Source organism: Rhodococcus sp. NPDC019647 (assembly GCF_044389235.1).
In the GTDB taxonomy this organism is placed as follows: domain Bacteria; phylum Actinomycetota; class Actinomycetes; order Mycobacteriales; family Mycobacteriaceae; genus Rhodococcus_F; species Rhodococcus_F oxybenzonivorans.
Genome location: NZ_JBIRXS010000031.1, coordinates 44,197 through 61,631, shown reverse-complemented (window position 1 = coordinate 61,631; position 17,435 = coordinate 44,197). Strand labels below are relative to the sequence as shown.

Below are 17,435 nucleotides of genomic sequence, written 5' to 3'. Positions count from 1 at the left end.
TGCGGCCGCGTCCTCCCCTACCCGTTGCATCTGTTCCCGCCCTTCTACAACTCGTGCCCGGCGTCTGTGCGGAACGGCCGCTCGGGACCGCTCGCTCCGACCGGCTCCGCCCGCGACTCGGTTGAAAGCATCTCGCTGGTGGGATGGGTACGCCCCGGTTCCGGCGACTCCCCTCCGAATCGCCGGTCAGAAGGTGCGTGAACGCCGACAGGTCCGCCAGGCCGCCGCCGATGACGATGCTGATGTCGAACACGACCACCCGCTCGCTAGCGCTCACCCGCCCGAGCCTTGCCACCGGGCCGGCGGACGTCCCGGAGCGATTTCGATTCCTGGGCCGTTCGCGCTACGCGCTAGTCGATCGCGCCCCGTCCCGTCGCAGTGGCGCCGGAAGAACAAGTCCGACTGGTCCGGGAATGTCCGGCATCTCCGGCAGGTTGTAGTGCATACCCACCGGGGTATTCGAGAAGGGATTGAGGTGTCGACCATGAACCTGACCGACGTGCCACCGCGTGAGCATCTGCCGGATCAACGCAACGGCGGAGACCGGCGCTTGTCCGGCCCACGACTGGTCGTGACCCGGGGTCCGGGGCCGGCGAAGGACGTGGCACTGCCCCTCGACCGTGACCTCACCGCGCTCGGAAGTCACCCCGACGCCGATATCGTGCTCGGGCATGGCACAGTCTCGCGCCGGCATGCCCAAATCCGCAGAGACGGCGAGCGGTACGTCGTGTGCGACAGCGGATCGCTGAACGGGACCTATGTGAACCGTCTGCCCGTCGACTGCGCAGACCTGGCGGCCGGCGACGAAATTCGGATCGGTGTGTTCCGCATGCTCTTCCAGCTGCCCGACGCATCGCAAGTTCCTCGCCCGGGGCAAAACAGCGGGCGGCAGTAGGGGCGTAGCAGTCGTTCCCGTGACAACGCGAAATGTCCGCCCGGCCGGTTGTCGCCGGATTCCTTCCCCGACTCCGTCACCGAGTTCGTCGGCAGGCGGAGGGGTTGAAGATGCAATTCCGATTTTCGTTCTCCGATGGGCCGCGGGGCGGCGGCGGTACTACATCGCCGCTGCTCGAACGGATCCGTCTGGCGAGGGGGCCTGGACGGTCCGGTCCACACCGAATCACCGACGCCGATTACCCCGCTTCCGGGCGGTCTCTCGATTTCCTCTCGCGCTTCTTCCGCTTCTCTCTCACGTCGACGCTCTGCGATGGTTTTCGCTGTCTCCCCGGTGCCTGACCTCCAGCGGACGAGATCGGTACCGACAAGCAACACACCCCCTACTTCATCCCCCCGGAGGTAAAGCCCAGAACTACGGCAACGCAGTCCAACAGGGAACTTCGGGCGCCTGCTTGGGCACCGCGGCAAGCGATCCCGCAGGTCTACGCCGGTTAGTCGCAGCCGCAGGAAGCGGCAGAGGCAATCGATGTTCGCCGGATGAACGGTGGGCCCGCCGCTGTGTATGGCCCCCGAGCCTCGCCGCGTTCACCGAGTTCCACGCCGACCAGGCACGTGACACGCAGAGCACTCCCGCCGGACGATGACCGAAATGACAGCACTGCCCCAATCGTCAATGACGCCGACGGGTCCGATTCCGATGATCCCGGTTAACCGATGTCCGGGAATCTTTTCATATACGGGTTGCGCCGCAATCGCAACGACACACCACCGTTGGATGGTTTGTGGCCTCGACGCAATCGCTGCGGCGCGGGAGCCCTCTGGCGATGGTCCGTTGCCTCGTGTTCGGGTGCGATCATGTCGCCCGTCCTTCGTCGACGTCCGCCGTCGTGGTGTTCCGGAAGCGATCTGCGGTCGCCGGGACGGCCGGATACCTATGTCGTGCTGGTGATGTCGGTGTAGTTCGCGTTGTCGTAGTCGTCGTTGATCAGCACGGTGGTGCGGCCGGGTCGGTCGATCATCGAGGCGGCGATGGAGGCGCGGTAGCCGGAGGCGCAGTGTACCCAGATTTCTCTGTCGGGGAGGGTGCCCAGGTGGTCGGCGAGCTCGTGGAGCGGAATGTTGATCGCCGCGTCGATGTGGCTCTCGGTGTATTCGTTGCGTTGGCGCACATCGAGGACGGTGATGTCTTTCTCGCACAGTACCTGGGAGAGGGCGGCGAAGTCCGCCACCCGATAGGACCGTAGCTCGGTGCCGGCGACGAGGGTGTGGATTTCGCCGACCGCGGCGCCGGCGAGGTCGTCGATGCCGATGCGGACCAGTTCGCGGCGGGCGTCGGCGACCTGGTCTTCGTTCTCGCCGATCAGGGTCAAGGGTGCACCCCAGCTGTAGAGCCAGCCGAGGTAGGTCACGAACGAGTCCGACAGTTCGAACCCGAGGGTGCCGCCGAGGTGGCCGGCGGCGAAGGCGGTGCGCTCACGCAGATCCACTACCCATTCCCCGGCCTCGATGCGGCGGCGGAGCTCGTCCGGGTCGACGGGTTCGGGTAGCGACAGGTCGACCGGGGCCGGCCCTTCGGTGTTGATCACGCCCATGTGCGCGTAGTAGGCAGGGTAGGCGGACAGACCGGCGAGCAATTCGTCGACGTAGCTCCGTTCGTCCTGGGTCAGCGCGGGGTTGGTGGTGCGTTGCTCACCGACGGTGGAGGAGTCCCCGGTGGCGGGGGTGGCGGCGCAGAAGCTGCCGAATCCGTGGGTGGGGTACACCTCGGTGCCCGGGGGGAGCTCGCCGGCAAGGCGGCGCACCGAGTGGTACTGGGCGTGGGTCAGCTCCTCGGTGTGCTCCGTGCCGAGGAGGTCGGTGCGGCCGGTGGTGCCGAAGAGCATCGATCCACCTGTGAAGACGCCGCGGATGCCACCGGTGCTCTCCCGCAGCACGTAGCTGACGTGGTGGTGGGTGTGACCGGGGGTGTGCATGACCTGCAAGAGGATGGGGCCGGCGTCGATGAGGTCACCGTCCCCGACGGCTCGTCGCTGGTAGCCGACGTCGTCGCCGGTGGGGACTACGTACTCGGCGCCGACGGTCCGGGCGAGTTCGAGGCCACCGGTGACGTAGTCGTTGTGGATGTGGGTCTCGAGGACATGGGTGATCTGCACGCCGCGGTCCCGGGCCAGGGCCAGTACCCTGTCGATGTCGCGTTGCGGGTCGACGACGACGCCGATAGCGCCGTCGCTGACCAGGTAACTGCGGTCGCCCAGGCTCGAAGTCTCGATGATCGATACGTCCATGACTGGTTTCCCTTTCTTACCTGTTCTCTGGTGTTCGCATACCCGGAGAGCATCGGCGACACGGTGTCGGGGGTCGGTGGTCGCCCTCCTCAGCGGAAAAGGATCGTGTCGACCAAAACGTATGCGGCGACGACGAAGACGAGGTAGGCGAACCACCGCTGCAGCCGGTCGGTGTCGACCTTGGTGCCGAAATGACCGGCGATCAGGGACCCGGCGATCGCGGTGCCCGCGAACGCGGCGGTGATTGCCCAGTCGATGCTCGTTCCGCTCAGGTGCGAGATCAGACCGGCCGCCGAGTTCGCGACGATGATGATCAGTGAGGTGCCGACCGCGACCGACATGTCCAGACCGAGCATCAGCACCAGGGCCGGAATGATCAAGAAGCCGCCGCCGACACCGAACAGGCCGGTCAGAAAGCCCACCGCGGCTCCGGCGGGGACGGATCGGGGGGCGCAGCGGCGCCAGTCGATCCCCGAGTCCCCGACCTCACAGGCCGTGCCGGTGTCACCACGATCCATCAGCATCCGGATCCCGGCGACGACCATCACGGCAGCGAAACCGACCATCACCACCGATTGCGGCAGCACCCGCCCGACCGCGCTGCCTGCGAAGGTCGCGGGAATACCGCAGGCGGCGAAGACGCCAGCCATGCGCCAGTTCACTTGGTGCTCGCGAATTTTCGGGATTGCTCCGACGAGGGAAGCGACACCGATCACCAGCAGGGAGATCGGAATGGCCTGGTCGAGGTCGAGACCGAGGCCGAAGACCAGGGCGGGGACGGCCAGGATCGACCCGCCGCCGCCGAGAAGGCCGAGCAAGACCCCGATGATCGCGCCGAGGGCGAGCGCGACGGGCAACGTCACCGATCCTCCTTTCCGTCAACGGGAATGGGCGGAAGCGGTGTCAGTCCTCCGATGCGTCCGCGCCCAAGGAGTCGATGGCGGCCTGCAATGCTGCGGTAGCGTCGTCGGCGACCGCCCCGAGCCCGGGTTGGTCGGCGACCTGAACCATCACCTGCGGGTTCATCGCATCGATCAGCACCGCACCCGGGTCGGCGGGGTCCGCGCGGACGACGACGTTGCACGGCAGCAACAGCCCGATCTGCCGGTCCACGGTGACCGCGCGATGCGCCAGCGGCGGATTGCAGGCACCGAGGATCAGATAGTCCTCCATGTCCTCACCGAGTTTCGCCTTCAGGGTGGCCTTCATGTCGATCTCGGTGAGGACCCCGAAGCCTTGGTCGGCCAGGGCTTTGCGGGTGCGGTCCACCGCGTCGGCGAACGAGGTGTGCAGGGTGGTCGACAGTGCGAGCGTCATGAGCGTGTGCTGCCTTTCTCTCGGAAAAGATGGATCAAATCGGTCGGTCACCGGCGCCGGTCATCGCCCCGATGGGACGGGGCACGCGAACCCGGTGAGCAGCAACCACCACGGGCGAAAAGCCCAGGGTGAGCGCGGAGCTCGCGAGCACCATCGCTCCGGCCGGCAACGGGACCACCCGCTCGATCGTCCAGCCGCGGGCGGGGAGTGCGTCGGTCATGGTCACCTTTCGACGAGGTCGAACGGAGGGTGGGGTGACGGAGGCTCAGGCGAGGGCGAGGAAGAGTTTCTCGAGTTCGGCCTCGGTCATCGGCTCCTTGCCTTCCTGGGACTCACCGGTGAGGCATTCGCGTAGGCCGGTGGCGACGATCTTGAACCCGGCCTTGTCCAGGGCCCGGGAGACCGCGGCGAGTTGGGTGACGACGTCTTTGCAGTCACGGCCCTGCTCGATCATCGAGATCACCCCGGCGAGCTGCCCGTGGGCGCGGCGGAGCCGGTTGAGTACCAATGCAATGCTGTTTTCGTCGCCGACCATGGCGGTTTCCTTTCCTAGACCTCTCACCATTGTACCCCCCGGGGTATTGGAGTGGGGTGGGTAAGGGTCGCGCCGGCCCACCTCCGCACCGGCCTCAGTGCGAGAAGTTGATCTTCGGCAGGACCTTGCGCAGCCAGGCGGGTGACCACCAGGCGGCGTGCCCGGTCAGCCGCAGCAGCACCGGCAGCAGGATCAGCCGGATCAGCACCGCGTCGAGCAGGACCGCGACGCCGAGGATGATGCCCATCTCTTTCGGAGGCAGTGGGTCGGCGAGGGCGAAGGTGAAGAACACCGCGACCATCACCGCGGCGGCGGCGAGGATTACCCGCCCGGAGTGGGCGAGGCCGTCAACGTGCGCGACCGCCGGATCGCCGGAGTGTTCGTAGTGTTCCTTCGCGGTGGCGAGGAGGAACACGGTGTAGTCCATGGCGATCGCGAAGATCATCGCGAAGAAGAACACCGGCCCCCACCCGTCGAGGAAGCCCTGCGGGGTGAAGCCGAGCACGCCCGCGCCGTGGCCGTCCTGGAAGATCAGTTTCGCGACTCCGAATGCGGCGGCGGTCGAGAGCAGGCTGACCACGGTGCCGAGGAGCGCGATCAACGGGGCCTGTAGCGCCACCAGTAGTAGCACGAATCCCAGGATCAGGATGATGGCGACGATCAGTGGGAGGTAGTCGTTCAGCGCCTGCTGCAGGTCCAGGTTCTCCGCGGGTGCGCCGCCGACGAGAGCGCCGTCGGGTAGGCCGGCACGCAGGGTGTCGAGGATCGTGCCCATCCGTGCGTCGGAAGGGTCGACGGTGGGCATGGCTTGGAGCATCACGTGGTCGCTGCCGTCGGGTGCGGGCTGCGGTGGGGTGACCATGGCGATACCGTCCGTGGCCGCGGCCGCCGCGGCGGTCTCGGCACCCTCGACGGTGGGGGTGATGATCTGCAGCATGCCCGGTGCGCCCTCGCCCATCTGGGCCTGGACGAGTTCGTAGCCCTGGCGGACCGGGGCGTCGGTGGGAACGACCTCTATCGAGGGCATCGCGACCTTCAGCCCGAGCACCGGGGCGGCCAGGGCGATCAGCACCAGCAGGGAGCCGATCGCGAACGGCCACGGGTGGCGATGCAGCAGCTCCCCCCAGGCGGCGAACCGCGGCGAACGGTGTGTTTGCCGCTTGGCGTAGGGCAGGGAGCCGGCGTTGACCTTGCCGCCCAGCGCGGCCAGGGCGGCGGGGAGAAGCGTCATCGAGGCCAGCAGGACGAAGAACACCGCGAGCATGATCCCAACGGCCATCGTCCGCACGGCCGGTGCGGGAACCAGGAGAACGGCGGACAGGCTCACCAGCACCGTGATTCCGGACAGGACGACGGCCTTGCCCGCGGTCTCCATGGTTTCGGCCACCGCGGCACGCGGTGAGGAGGCGTGACGGATCGCGTCGCGGAAGCGGGCGACGACGAACAAGGCGTAGTCGATACCCAGGGCGAGGGCGAACATCATCGCGAAGTTCATCGCCCACACCGAGATCGGGGTGACCTGGTTGAGCAACACCAGCCCGCCAGCGGAGGCAACGAGCCCGGCCAGGGTCAACAGCAGCGGCAGCCCGGCGGCGACCAGCGAGCCGAACGCGAGCACCATGATCGCCAATGTCACCGGCCAGGAGAACAATTCGGCCTGAATCATTGCGTCGTGGTTGGCCTTGTTGAAATCGCTCCAGAGTGCGGATGCGCCGGTCGGGTATACCTCGATTCCGTCGCCGGAGAGGGCGGTCAGTTCCGCTTTGTGGTCGTCGACGGCCTTGACCATGTCGTCGGTGCTCGCGTTCGCGCCCGCAATGAGGATGCCGGTGTGGCCGTCCGGGCTGATCGACATTCCCGGTTGCGGTGCGATCACCGCACCGAACCGTGGGTCGCCCGCGAACACGGTCCCGACGTCGGCCAGGGTCTGCTGCATCTGCGGGTTGTCGATGGTCTGGGTATCCGAGTGCACGACCACCTGTACCGCGGCCGAGGAATTGCCCCCGAAATGCTGCTTCGCGAGTTCGCGGACCTGCACCGACTCCGAGCCGTTGGCCTGCCACCCGGCACCGGCCAGTGAGCTGAACACCGCCGGCGCGGCGGCGCCGAGCGCGACCAGCAGGATCAGCCAGATGCCGAACACCCATTTCGCGTGCCCGGCCATCGCCGCGCCCATGCGGCCGAGCACACCGCCGCCGGCGACCGGCTCGGCCGCCGGGGCCTCGACGCCCCATGTCGTACTGCGGGTCATACAAGTCCTCCTCGAGGTGATGGCCGAATGAAAGCGCTGGCAGCGCGCATCGGCGAGGCCGGGCGTGCGGGTTCGCTCACGATCCGTCTCCGGTATCGAGCGGCCTGCCCAAAGCGGCCCAGCCCGAGGTTCCCCCGGCGACCGAGACCGCGCTGCGGCCGGCGGCCTCGACGATGCGGGCCCCCTCCCGGCTGCGGTTACCGGACGCACAGATCACGTAGACGACATCCCCCGCGGGAATATCCGCGGTGTGAGCGGCGAGTTGGCCGAGCGGCATCAACAGTGCACCAGGTATGTGCCCGTCGACGTACTCCCACCGCTCGCGCACATCCACGACGGGAACTCCGTCGGCCCAGCGCACGGCGAATTCACCGAGGTCTACCTCACGCATATCAAACTCCTCATACCCAAGGGGGTATCTTCCAGAACCTCCTCACTGTACCCCAGGGGGTATCTCGGAATGCAAGTGTGCCGATTGCCCGGGAAGTGAGCGAGCAAAAGCACCAAGGGGATCCGCGCCAGTTCGGCTCGGCGGTGCCGTCATGGGAACCTCGCCAGCAAGGCGCCGCTTTCGCCCAGCGGCAGTGAGGACCGGCCAGCTCCCCCAGGCTAGGGCGGAGACGGCAGTGCCGACTTCGGCCCTCGAACAACTTTGCGGTCGGGATAATCGAGCAGACATGGACGATACCCCAGGGGGTACTTGACATACCCATGGGGGTATATGACACCATGTTGCTCAGACGAGAACATCGACCCGATGGAGGAACGCATGATTCTCGAGCAGTACTACATCGAGTGTCTGTCGCACGCTTCATACCTGATCGGTGACGAGAGCACCGGCCGAGCGGTGGTGGTCGACCCTCGCCGGGACATCGGCGAGTACCTGGACGACGCCGACAAGCACGGGTTGCGAATCGAAGGAGTGATCAACACCCACTTCCACGCGGACTTCGTCTCCGGCCACCTCGAATTGGTCGAGGCAACCGGGGCGTGGATCGGGTTCGGCGAGGCCGCCGACACCGACTACCCGATCCGCCGCCTAGCCGACGGCGAGCAGATCCGCCTCGGCGAGGTCGAGCTCGAGATCCTCTCGACCCCGGGACATACCTGGGAGTCGATCTCGGTCCTGGTGCGCGAGCGGTCGGGGGCGGCCCCGACCGCGGTGCTGACCGGCGACTCGTTGTTCATCGGCGACGTCGGCCGGCCGGACCTGGCCAACCTCGGCCACGGATCCACGGTCGACCTGGCCCGGGCGATGTACCACACGGTGCACGAGAAGCTGCTGAACCTGCCCGATCAGGTCACCGTCATGCCCGCCCACGGCGCCGGCTCGTCCTGCGGGAAGAACCTCTCGACGGAGCTCACCTCGACTATCGGGGAGCAGCGCGCCACCAATCCGGCGGTGCAGCCGATGAGCGAGGACGTCTTCGTCGCATTGGTCACCGAGGGACAACCCGCGGCGCCGTCCTACTTCTCCGTCGACGCCGCGATGAACAAGCGAGTTCATCCTCTCCTCACCCGAGACCGGGCCATCCCCGAACTCCCGCCACAGCGGGTACACGCCGCACTCGTCACCGGTATCCGGGTGGTCGACGCGCGCAGCGTAGACGACTTCGCGGCCGGGCATCTGGGCGGCTCGGTCAATGTCGGGTTCGACGGCCGATTCGCCGAGACGGGCGGGATGGTCGCCGAAGTGGGCGAGAAGCTGGTGCTGATCACCTACCCGGGCGAGGAGCAGGAGGCTGCGGTGCGGCTGGCGCGGATCGGCTCGGACAATGCGATCGGCTACCTCAACGTCGGCCACGACCGGCTCTTTCCCGCCGAGCTGGCTGATCTCGTGCAGTCGGCGCAACGCACCACCATCGACGAACTCGACGCCCTGCTCGCCGCCGATGCGGTGACCCTGGTCGACATCCGCAATCCGGGCGAGCGGGAGTTCGGGACGATACCGGGGGCGGTGCCGATTCCGCTGGCGCAGTTGCGCACCCGGCTCGAGCAGGTACCCACCGGCAAGCCGATCGTGGTGCACTGCGCGGGCGGCTGGCGATCGAGTGTGGCCGCGTCGCTGCTGCGGGCGCAGGGCCTCGAGAACGTAACCGACCTGCTCGGCGGTTACAACGCCTGGGCCGAGGCGCACGTCCCCGCCTGATCGTTCAGGCCACACGCAGTCCCGATCAACGAAGGAGCCCAACCGATGGCAACGAAAAATCTCACCCTCGTCGACTTCGAGTCCACGATCGCCGACAGTGACACCGTGCTTGTCGACTTCTGGACCTCCTGGTGCGGACCCTGCCGCGCCTTCGCCCCGGTGTTCGAGAAGTCCTCGGCCGCGCATCCAGATATCGTGCACGCGAAGGTCGACACCGAAGCCGAGCAGCAACTCGCCGCCATGGCGAACATCCGGTCGATACCCAACATCATGGCCTTCCGCGAAGGCGTGCTCGTCTACTCCCGGCCCGGGGTACTGCCCGCGCCCGCCCTCGACGACCTGATCGGCCAGGTGAACGCCCTCGACATGGCTCGGGTGCACGCGACGGTCACCGAACGACGCGCAGTCGCCGGCGCCTGACCCGAACCGTTCACCCGAGCCCCGCTCTGGTACCCAGGAGGATCCCCATGTGTTATCCCGTCACCTGCCCGAACTGCGGCAACACAGGCTGGGGCGGTTGCGGCCGACACGTCGACACCGTCATGAGCTCCGTGCCTACCGCCGACCGCTGCACCTGCCGTCAGGACACCACCCCGGTCCAGGACCAGCGTCGCACCCTACGTTCGTTCTTCCGCCGCTGACCGCCGGCCGAACGATCGGCTGCGGCAGTCGCGGCAGAATTTGTCGTTCAAGATGGCCAGCACCAGAAACGCGCGAGCGAATGTACCTCGCAGCCCGTAACGAACCGGCGATATCTTGATCACCATCGAATTCGGTGCACTGACGAACGCCGTGCTCACAAGATGCTCACCGGAGAACTCGCACACTGGGGACGGATTTTTTGGCCGGTCACTGATCGGTGAACGGCTGTCACGGGCACGGAAGGGCCGGTGATATTCGATCCTTGATTACCGCAAACACACGAGTCTCTGCGCCGGGCAGCCTAAGCCCTCGAGAACAGCGGCGTCGGGGAGGCAAGCACACCGGATCATCGTGCTGATGTCGGACTTGGTATGAATCTCCAAAGGAGATCCAGCACGAATCGCAGTGGACACCTACCGGTAGCGCCACACCGCTCTACCTCAGCAGCGGCATCCTTCACGCCCTCAGTAAGCTGCACAGTCTCTCTTTGCCCGTCGCGGAAGGTTGCTTTCGCACCGCCACACCACAGAACGGCTGCCAGAGCCCGCGCAATCGTCGACCTACATAATCAGTACCGGCCCACAGGCATCGATGACATCCCCGCCCTCGAACTCGGCCCGGCCGGCGAGGTGCGCCGTCAGCGCTCTATGCCCGGACACTCGGCACCTCCCCGGCGCCGGCAAACAGGTGGAAGTCCCTACCGACCGCCCCCGAACTGCTCCACGCGGAGAGAATGACCCCGATGATGCGAGAGTTCTCCGATTCGCCGGCGATGTCTCGCTGCGCCGTGCCACGCTCGAACGATGCAGACGGAGCGAGACCAGCTGCTGCTCACGGTGCGCAACCTCGCACGGTTCCACCGCGAGCACGAGAAGTTTTATTCCGAATCACCATTTCACGACGTGATCCGGTTGCAACGCAGTTCACGGGCATTACAGGCACTGGCCGAGCGGTGGTTGGTGGTCGAACCGTCTGGCGAGAAGTACCTCAGCCCGTTCGCAGGAGCTTCCGACCTCAATGATGATCGCGCCACAGAGACGCTCGGGATCTTGTTCATGGAGGGCGGCGGCGAGCCTACGGAGATCACGAATCTGAAACGTGATCTCCGCGCGCTAGCGGAGGCGAACCGGGCGACCGGGCAGTGGCTGACGTCCGCGATGTCCGCGGCATGGGACATGTTGGAGGCATTGCTGAGCTACCCGGAACTTGCGGATCTGCTGGCCGAGCGGCACCGTATCGTGAGCAACGATTGGCAGTGCGCGTCGATGGCCGATCTCATCGCCCGCAACCTCGAGCGCGCGGTCGCGATCCTCGGGCGGGTCGACTTCACCCCGGCCGCCCTGCGCGCGGATCTCACTGCGAACCGTGTCGTTCCGCGGTATATGTTCTCCGTCTCGGAAATGCTCAATTTCGCCGCGGATCTCGCGGCTCGCAGCGCGGTGCTCACGCACGAGAACGAGCGACGCTGGCGAATATTCCACGAGCGGGTCGATCAGATCGTCGGGGCCGCCGACACCCCCGGCGGCAACGAACTCCCACTGAAGGACAGGTAAAGACGACGACTAGGCCGACTTTGTGGTCAGTCTCGAGCGTCAACTCGCCCAGATTCCGGATGCAGGGAACCGCCAGAAGGCGTCGCGGATATGCGCAAGTCCTGGAACGATACGCCGCCGGCCGCGACAGGCTTCGGCAACCGGTTCGGAATTCGGGCGACCTACGGCTGACCTAACTCGGCGCGGAGACCGAATCGACCGTGCAGTGGCTGTAGTCCCGGCGAACGTGACCAATGACCCTGCCGTATCAATCCGGCCCGGAGTGGAATGGAATAGGTTCGGGTCGCGTCCGGCGACCCCGGCTTCCTTCAGGAGGTGCCCGATGTTGCGCGGAGCGATTCCCGCCGGCCGGATTGCGGGCATCCGGATCTCGGTGCACTGGTCGCTTTTCCCGACACTGGCGCTGTTGACTTCACTGCTGTCGCTGTCGATACTGCCGGTGCATTTCGCCGGCCGGCCGACTTTGCTTTACTGGATCATCGGGACGGTGACCGCGGCAGGGTTCATCCTGACGCTCGTCGCGCACGAGTTCGCTCACTCCCTCGTCGCGCGCCGCCATGGCGTCTCTGTCGACCGGGTGACCCTGTGGTTGCTGGGTGGGATGTCCGAGCTGCGTGAGGAACCACCCGATCCAAAGGCGGACCTGCATATCGCACTCGCCGGACCGATCACCAGCTTGCTCATCGGTGTGGTCTCTCTCGTCGTCGCCTTCTCGGTCGAACAGTTCACCGGTCCGCTCGTGACCGCTGCCCTCGTCTGGCTCGGAACGGCGAACCTGATCGTTGCGATATTCAATCTGCTGCCAGGCGCGCCCTTGGACGGCGGCCGGGTGCTCCGTGCCGTCCTGTGGCATCGCAGCGGAGACAGACTCGCCGCCGCCACGTCGGCGGCCAGGAGCGGACGGGTCCTGGGACTGGTGCTGATCCTGCTCGGCGGAGCACAGGCGATCGTCTTCGGAAGCAGCGGACTCTGGTTGATGCTGCTCGGGTGGTTTCTCCGGTCGGCGGCGAATGTGGAACTGATGACCGCATCGGCACGGCACCGTCTCGGTAACCTTCAGGTGGCCGACGCGATGACACCCACCCCCGTCGCCGCGGCCGCGGGCGACACCGTCGAAGAATTCCTGGCCAGTGCGGCATCGTCGTCCCACCACCGGATCTTCCCGGTCGTCGACCCAGACGTTCACCCCGTCGGGGTGATCACTCTGAGTGATCTGGCCCGGACAACCCCGGCGGCGCGACGCCGGACGACTATCGGGTCACTCGCCCGGCCCCTGCCCGACGCCGACATCGTGGCCGGTGACACGCTGTTGGCGGACGTGGCCAGGGCGGTGCTCCTCCGGCCGGGTCTGGATCTAATTGCAGTCGTCGACAGTGAGCAGCACCTGACGGGCATCGTTACGGCCACCGACCTCGTGCGGGGCTGCGATCGGACCGCGCTCGGACTTCCCCTCCGCTACCATCCGACGGTGCCAGGCAGTGGCAGTGGCAGTAGCGGCGGTCCCACTGAACCGGATCGGCAGCACATCATCCACCTCGCCCGCGAGAGACCAACCGATGCTTCACCACCAACGCGACCGAACTAGCTTCCCGCTGGTCCGCTCCCCTGCCTGCCCTCAATCCGCGCGCAGCCCTCGATGTTCGCGCAGCCCTCGATGTTTACGCCGTCCACGGACTAGGGGGGACGACCAGCCAGATCCCGAGCAGCGGTGCGGCAAACATCATGCCGTGGGGTGCAGCCGTAGGCGGACCCGAACGCGGCCGCCAACAGGACGACCGCGAGACCGAGGATCAGGGTGGACCTGGTGAGCGATGTCTGGTCGGCGAAGCCGATGATCCCGTCCGACGCCACCGCGCACAGGCCCGACTACGTCATTGGCCCGGCGGCGACCTGAGCGGCGGGGTGTTCGGCTGCCTGATCGCAGGGCTCGCGCAACGCGACGATTGTCCGGATGAGTGTGGATCGGGATGTGGTCGACCAACGACATCTCCTCGCGCCGGGGAGGCCCTTGCAGGAACTCCCCGGCCGCGAGATCAGTGGCTCGGGAGGGCTTTCGGTGCGCAGATGGCTTCGACGAACGATCCGACGGCGTGTTCGGGCAGGTGACGGGCAATATCAGCTTCGCTGATCATGCCGACCAAGCGGTGCTCGTCGAGGACGGGCAGGCGGCGGATCTGGTGTTCTTCCATCACGGTGATGACCTGTTCAACGCTCGCTCCGGCATCGACGTGGTAAGCGCTGCCCTGCGCGAGATCGCCCGCGCTCATAGTACTCGGATCTTCCTCGGCAGCAACGCATTTGAGGACGATGTCGCGGTCGGTGATGATGCCGCGGAGTCGGTCGTCGTCACCGCAGATCGGCAGCGCCCCGACGTCGAGTTCCCGCATGCGCTGCGCGGCGGTGGTGAGGGTGTCGTGTTCGCCGATGCAGGTCGCACCGGTGTGCATGATGTCACGTGCTGTGGTCATGGCGGATAGTCTCCAAAAAGTTGCAAAACAATTAGTTTGATAGTCCGAAGCCGAGCCTTCAGTGCCCGCCGGAGCCGGTGACCGCACTGGCCAGCAGGTACGTTCCCACTACGACGGCAGCCACGGCGGCGAACGCGAAGGCGATGGTGCTCCAGGCGCCGATTGCAGCGAGGGTCAGCCACAGGACCGCGATGATGGGGACGATCGGCTTCGCCATGGTGTCCTCGCCTGATGCGAACCGGACGCAGCCGGGCCGGTCAGTTTTTCTTGTCGCCGCTGGGGGTGATCTTCTTGATTTCGACGTGCTTTTCCGGTGTCGGCGATTCGGTCACCGGCATCGTCACCGTCAGGATGCCGTCGGTGTAAGTGGCATCGATGTCGTCTTCTTTCGCACCGGCCGGCAGCGGCATGGATCGGTAGAAACTGCCGTAGCGGAATTCGGATCGTGCGCCTTCCTTGTGTTGTTCGGTTCGTTCGGCTTTGATCGTCAATTGTCCGTCACGGACGTTGATGTCGACGTCTTTCTCCGGGTCTACTCCCGGGAGTTCGGCGCGTAGGGTGTAGCGACCCTTGTCGAGGTGTTCCTCGACGCGGATCATGTGCCCTTCGAGCGAGGTCCACGGAGGCATTGCCTCGAACCTGGCCATCAGATCGGACCAGTCCGGCAGTGACGGCCACGCCGGTGGCAGTGCCTGGCGTGGACGGTGGTGCGACAGAATGCTCATAGCTGGCTCCAGAACTGGGAGATGGTTGCTTGACCTCTCCGAGTCCACTCCCCATCGAGTGAAGGTAGTAGGGCCAACGGTCCTTTATTCCAGGTCTCATGTCCGCAGCAGGGCATGACTGCGTGGAGAGATGCCAGCGGGAGAGCTGGGTGGTGAACCACTCGCGGGCGATTCGAGTCCTGCAACCTGTTCGAGGGTGCGGGTTCTTCATGGCACCAGCACATTCTCGATCCGGCTCCGGGATAGCGACCTGTCCGTGGCGGTTGGGGTCGAGGACGGGGTCAGGGTGGGGGGTGTGGAACTCGTTCAGGCAGCGGATGGCGTCGACGAGCCGCGCTCGGCGACGAGATCGACGTCGGATACCAGGACTGTGTCATGACTGATAGTGGTGATTGGTCGGCGCGCATCGCGCGGAAGACGACGCCGGAGATGTCTGCGTTTGTGGATGCGCAGCGCGACCATTTCGCCGTCGCCGTCGCCGTCACCGTCGGCTTGGGCGGGCCGAGAGTGCGCGAGTGTGCATCGTGGCGGGGGACCCTGAGTGAGCGTGATCCTGTGGATGTCGGCGTTGAGCTGCCCTTATCCGCCGGCCACGGGAGTTGTCGCTGTCCTACCGGACGGGTCGCTCTCGCCGTCGCCGGGGTGGTCGTTCATCTCGCCTTCGAGCGCGGACTCCGCCAGCTTGGTCAGTCTGTCAACGCCCCACCGTCGCCGGTGGACTGCAACCCTACGGATTGGTCACGATCCCGTGTCCTGCAACTGCGTATCGCTAACATCCGGCTGGACCGAGTTCGTCTCTGCCGCCGAATGTTTTATTAGTCCCCGTGGCGCATCTCATTTCGCAGTAGCGCTGGTGTTCTCCCTCCCCCTTTTCGCGGGGCGCCAATAGGTGGTGATCGGCGCGGAGTCCTTATTCGGGTGGTGTCGGTCGGACCTTGAAGAGGACTTCGGACAGCGGACGACGAGATGTGGTGGGAGGGGTCTGCTCATGGGTTGCCCTTCCCACCCGAATGAGTACTTGGGGCAACCCGGGGTCGGCGGAGAGGTCACGGACGAGGGTACGAGTCGCCGGCATTTCGGTGAGGTGAGTGACCGGACACGTGGCGAGCCCGCGGGATGCGCAGGTGAGCAGCACAGCGGACAGCGCCTCGCCGCACCGCAGCCAGTCCAGTCTGGAATCTGCGTCGGTGGTGAGCAACAGGATGGCGGCCTGATCCTGCCGTGCAGCCGGATCCGCCGATGCCGCGGTGCCCGACGGGAAGTCGCGAGCCAACGACACGGAACGGCGTTGGGTGGCAGACGGTAGCGCCGCTTCGGGCACCCCCTGCGGGAAAGGATCCTGATGACCGGCCCACCATCGGAGTTCGGCTTGATACACCGGATTGCCCCCGCGGAGACCGGACAGCCGCAGGGACGCATTCTCGAGGGCTGTTCGGCTGCGCTCGTCGAGAACGACGAGGCGAACCCCGCGCCTTTCCGACACGGCGTGCAGATACGGGGTTGTCTCGTCCCACGACGGTGGTGCCGCGAACGGCAACCTGTCGGTAGTCCTCGTCGGGATTGCTTCCACCAGGCGGGCGTCGTCCGGCCCGATCTCACGCTGGTGAAACATTCCTACCGTCGCAAGGAGCTCGCGGTCGGCTCCGGCCGGCATCCGATCGATCTCGATGCCCCAGCCCTGTGCAGCGAAGGCATATTCGAGATGGTTCAGCGCAGCGCCGCACGAAATCACCATTTGACGACCGAAGTCGTCCGTCGCGGGAAGCAGGCGATCGGGATCACTGAACAGTGAAAGCCCGAACCGGTCGACAACCCAACGCCAGGGCTGGCTGTTGTGGAGCGACGGCGCCCTGCACGCAAGGGCCACTGCGGATTCGAGAGAGGCTCGGTCGGGCATAGCGGAGGTCATCGATGCTCCCGGTGACGTGATTCTTCCCGTTGTCGTCAATCGAACAATGGTCAATTGATCGTCCATCCTGGGGTCCGGTCGACGTTGCCCCATTCACGATCCCATCGCCGCATCCGCTCGCGTGAGCCTGCCCATCGTACGAGGGCCAGTAGGGCAACGGCAGTGGTCGCGCCGAAGACCCACACACAGAGTGCCGCGCTCACCGCGATGGCGGCGTTCTCCGTTCCGGTTCTCGGCTCGTCCACGACGTCGCCGTTCGCATCGATCCAGACGTCGACGGTATCGCCGGCCTGAGCATTCGGTGGGACCTCCACATCCCCTGTGCGAGGTGATCCGTCGGACCCGATCCACCGCGCCGGGGCGTCGTCGTGGGTCAGCGGAGATCGGGCGTACCTGTCGTCCATTCGGGGCTTCGGGTCATCGACGAGGACGACCGCTGTCACATGCCGGTTGGCGCGGTCGGTGTGGGACTGTTCGCTCAGGTCGGTGTAGGTGACGGTGCCGAATGCCGCCGCGCACGGCACCAGCATGAGCACGAAGAGGGTCGCCGTCAGGACCGCGAGCGACTCGCACCGATCACTCGGGCGCATCAACGAATTCCGGCTCCACGGCGCCAGTCGCCACCACCGCAAGGTGAGTGGCTGCGTGCTGTCCATCGCCACCTCCTCGGGGTGCTCTATTCCGAGTGTTCCGCGATGAATCGA

Annotated in this window: 18 protein-coding genes; 5 read left to right on the top strand and 13 right to left on the bottom strand. The window is 66.1% G+C overall.

Annotated features, from left to right (window positions below):
* The first annotated feature begins 484 nt into the window (after positions 1-484).
* Positions 485-895, top strand: a complete 411-nt coding sequence (locus ACH49N_RS32965; protein WP_397504892.1) for an FHA domain-containing protein — start codon at positions 485-487, stop codon at positions 893-895.
* 934 nt (positions 896-1,829) lie between these two features.
* On the opposite strand, the gene ACH49N_RS32960 is transcribed toward ACH49N_RS32965, so the two are convergent.
* From ACH49N_RS32960 to ACH49N_RS32930, 7 genes are all read right to left on the bottom strand, one after another.
* Positions 1,830-3,182: an MBL fold metallo-hydrolase gene (locus ACH49N_RS32960; RefSeq protein WP_358276939.1), complete on the bottom strand. Its 1,353-nt coding sequence runs from the start codon at positions 3,180-3,182 to the stop codon at positions 1,830-1,832.
* 89 nt (positions 3,183-3,271) lie between these two features.
* Entirely contained in the window at positions 3,272-4,045 is a 774-nt protein-coding gene (locus ACH49N_RS32955; protein WP_358276938.1) for a sulfite exporter TauE/SafE family protein, read from the bottom strand.
* Between the two features lie 40 nt (positions 4,046-4,085).
* Positions 4,086-4,499, bottom strand: coding sequence for a DUF302 domain-containing protein (locus ACH49N_RS32950; protein ID WP_358276937.1), 414 nt, complete (start codon positions 4,497-4,499; stop codon positions 4,086-4,088).
* A gap of 34 nt (positions 4,500-4,533) precedes the next feature.
* Positions 4,534-4,719, bottom strand: a complete 186-nt coding sequence (locus ACH49N_RS32945; RefSeq protein WP_358276936.1) for a DUF2892 domain-containing protein — start codon at positions 4,717-4,719, stop codon at positions 4,534-4,536.
* A 45-nt stretch (positions 4,720-4,764) separates the two neighbouring features.
* Positions 4,765-5,034 (bottom strand): metal-sensitive transcriptional regulator, encoded by a 270-nt coding sequence (locus tag ACH49N_RS32940; protein ID WP_358276935.1) that lies wholly within the window; start codon positions 5,032-5,034, stop codon positions 4,765-4,767.
* A 94-nt stretch (positions 5,035-5,128) separates the two neighbouring features.
* Positions 5,129-7,285 carry an MMPL family transporter gene (locus ACH49N_RS32935; RefSeq protein ID WP_358276934.1) on the bottom strand — a complete coding sequence of 719 codons (2,157 nt, stop codon included), beginning with the start codon at positions 7,283-7,285 and terminating at the stop codon, positions 5,129-5,131.
* Between the two features lie 76 nt (positions 7,286-7,361).
* Complete coding sequence (locus ACH49N_RS32930) at positions 7,362-7,676, bottom strand: rhodanese-like domain-containing protein (protein ID WP_358276933.1); 315 nt, start codon at positions 7,674-7,676, stop codon at positions 7,362-7,364.
* Positions 7,677-8,054: 378 nt separating this feature from the next.
* Here ACH49N_RS32930 and ACH49N_RS32925 point away from each other — a divergent pair, with 378 nt between their 5' ends.
* The 4 genes from ACH49N_RS32925 (at position 8,055) to ACH49N_RS32910 (ending at position 13,214) form a co-directional block, all read left to right on the top strand.
* Positions 8,055-9,434, top strand: a complete 1,380-nt coding sequence (locus ACH49N_RS32925; protein WP_358276932.1) for an MBL fold metallo-hydrolase — start codon at positions 8,055-8,057, stop codon at positions 9,432-9,434.
* Between the two features lie 45 nt (positions 9,435-9,479).
* A complete protein-coding gene (locus ACH49N_RS32920; RefSeq protein WP_358276931.1) occupies positions 9,480-9,854 on the top strand; it encodes a thioredoxin domain-containing protein in 375 nt (124 codons plus the stop codon).
* Between the two features lie 1,025 nt (positions 9,855-10,879).
* Complete coding sequence (locus ACH49N_RS32915) at positions 10,880-11,629, top strand: hypothetical protein (protein ID WP_358276930.1); 750 nt, start codon at positions 10,880-10,882, stop codon at positions 11,627-11,629.
* Between the two features lie 322 nt (positions 11,630-11,951).
* A complete protein-coding gene (locus tag ACH49N_RS32910) occupies positions 11,952-13,214 on the top strand; it encodes a site-2 protease family protein (protein ID WP_358276929.1) in 1,263 nt (420 codons plus the stop codon).
* 89 nt (positions 13,215-13,303) lie between these two features.
* Here the strand turns inward: ACH49N_RS32910 and ACH49N_RS32905 are convergent, their stop codons facing one another.
* The 6 genes from ACH49N_RS32905 to ACH49N_RS32880 form a co-directional block, all read right to left on the bottom strand.
* Positions 13,304-13,462: an SPW repeat protein gene (locus ACH49N_RS32905; protein ID WP_358276973.1), complete on the bottom strand. Its 159-nt coding sequence runs from the start codon at positions 13,460-13,462 to the stop codon at positions 13,304-13,306.
* Positions 13,463-13,662: 200 nt separating this feature from the next.
* Positions 13,663-14,097, bottom strand: a complete 435-nt coding sequence (locus ACH49N_RS32900; RefSeq protein WP_358276928.1) for a CBS domain-containing protein — start codon at positions 14,095-14,097, stop codon at positions 13,663-13,665.
* 58 nt (positions 14,098-14,155) lie between these two features.
* Positions 14,156-14,314, bottom strand: a complete 159-nt coding sequence (locus tag ACH49N_RS32895; protein ID WP_358276927.1) for a hypothetical protein — start codon at positions 14,312-14,314, stop codon at positions 14,156-14,158.
* A gap of 40 nt (positions 14,315-14,354) precedes the next feature.
* Complete coding sequence (locus ACH49N_RS32890; protein ID WP_358276926.1) at positions 14,355-14,822, bottom strand: Hsp20/alpha crystallin family protein; 468 nt, start codon at positions 14,820-14,822, stop codon at positions 14,355-14,357.
* 910 nt (positions 14,823-15,732) lie between these two features.
* Positions 15,733-16,731, bottom strand: a complete 999-nt coding sequence (locus ACH49N_RS32885; RefSeq protein ID WP_358276925.1) for an Acg family FMN-binding oxidoreductase — start codon at positions 16,729-16,731, stop codon at positions 15,733-15,735.
* 50 nt (positions 16,732-16,781) lie between these two features.
* Complete coding sequence (locus ACH49N_RS32880) at positions 16,782-17,387, bottom strand: hypothetical protein (protein ID WP_358276924.1); 606 nt, start codon at positions 17,385-17,387, stop codon at positions 16,782-16,784.
* Between the last annotated feature and the right edge of the window lie 48 nt (positions 17,388-17,435).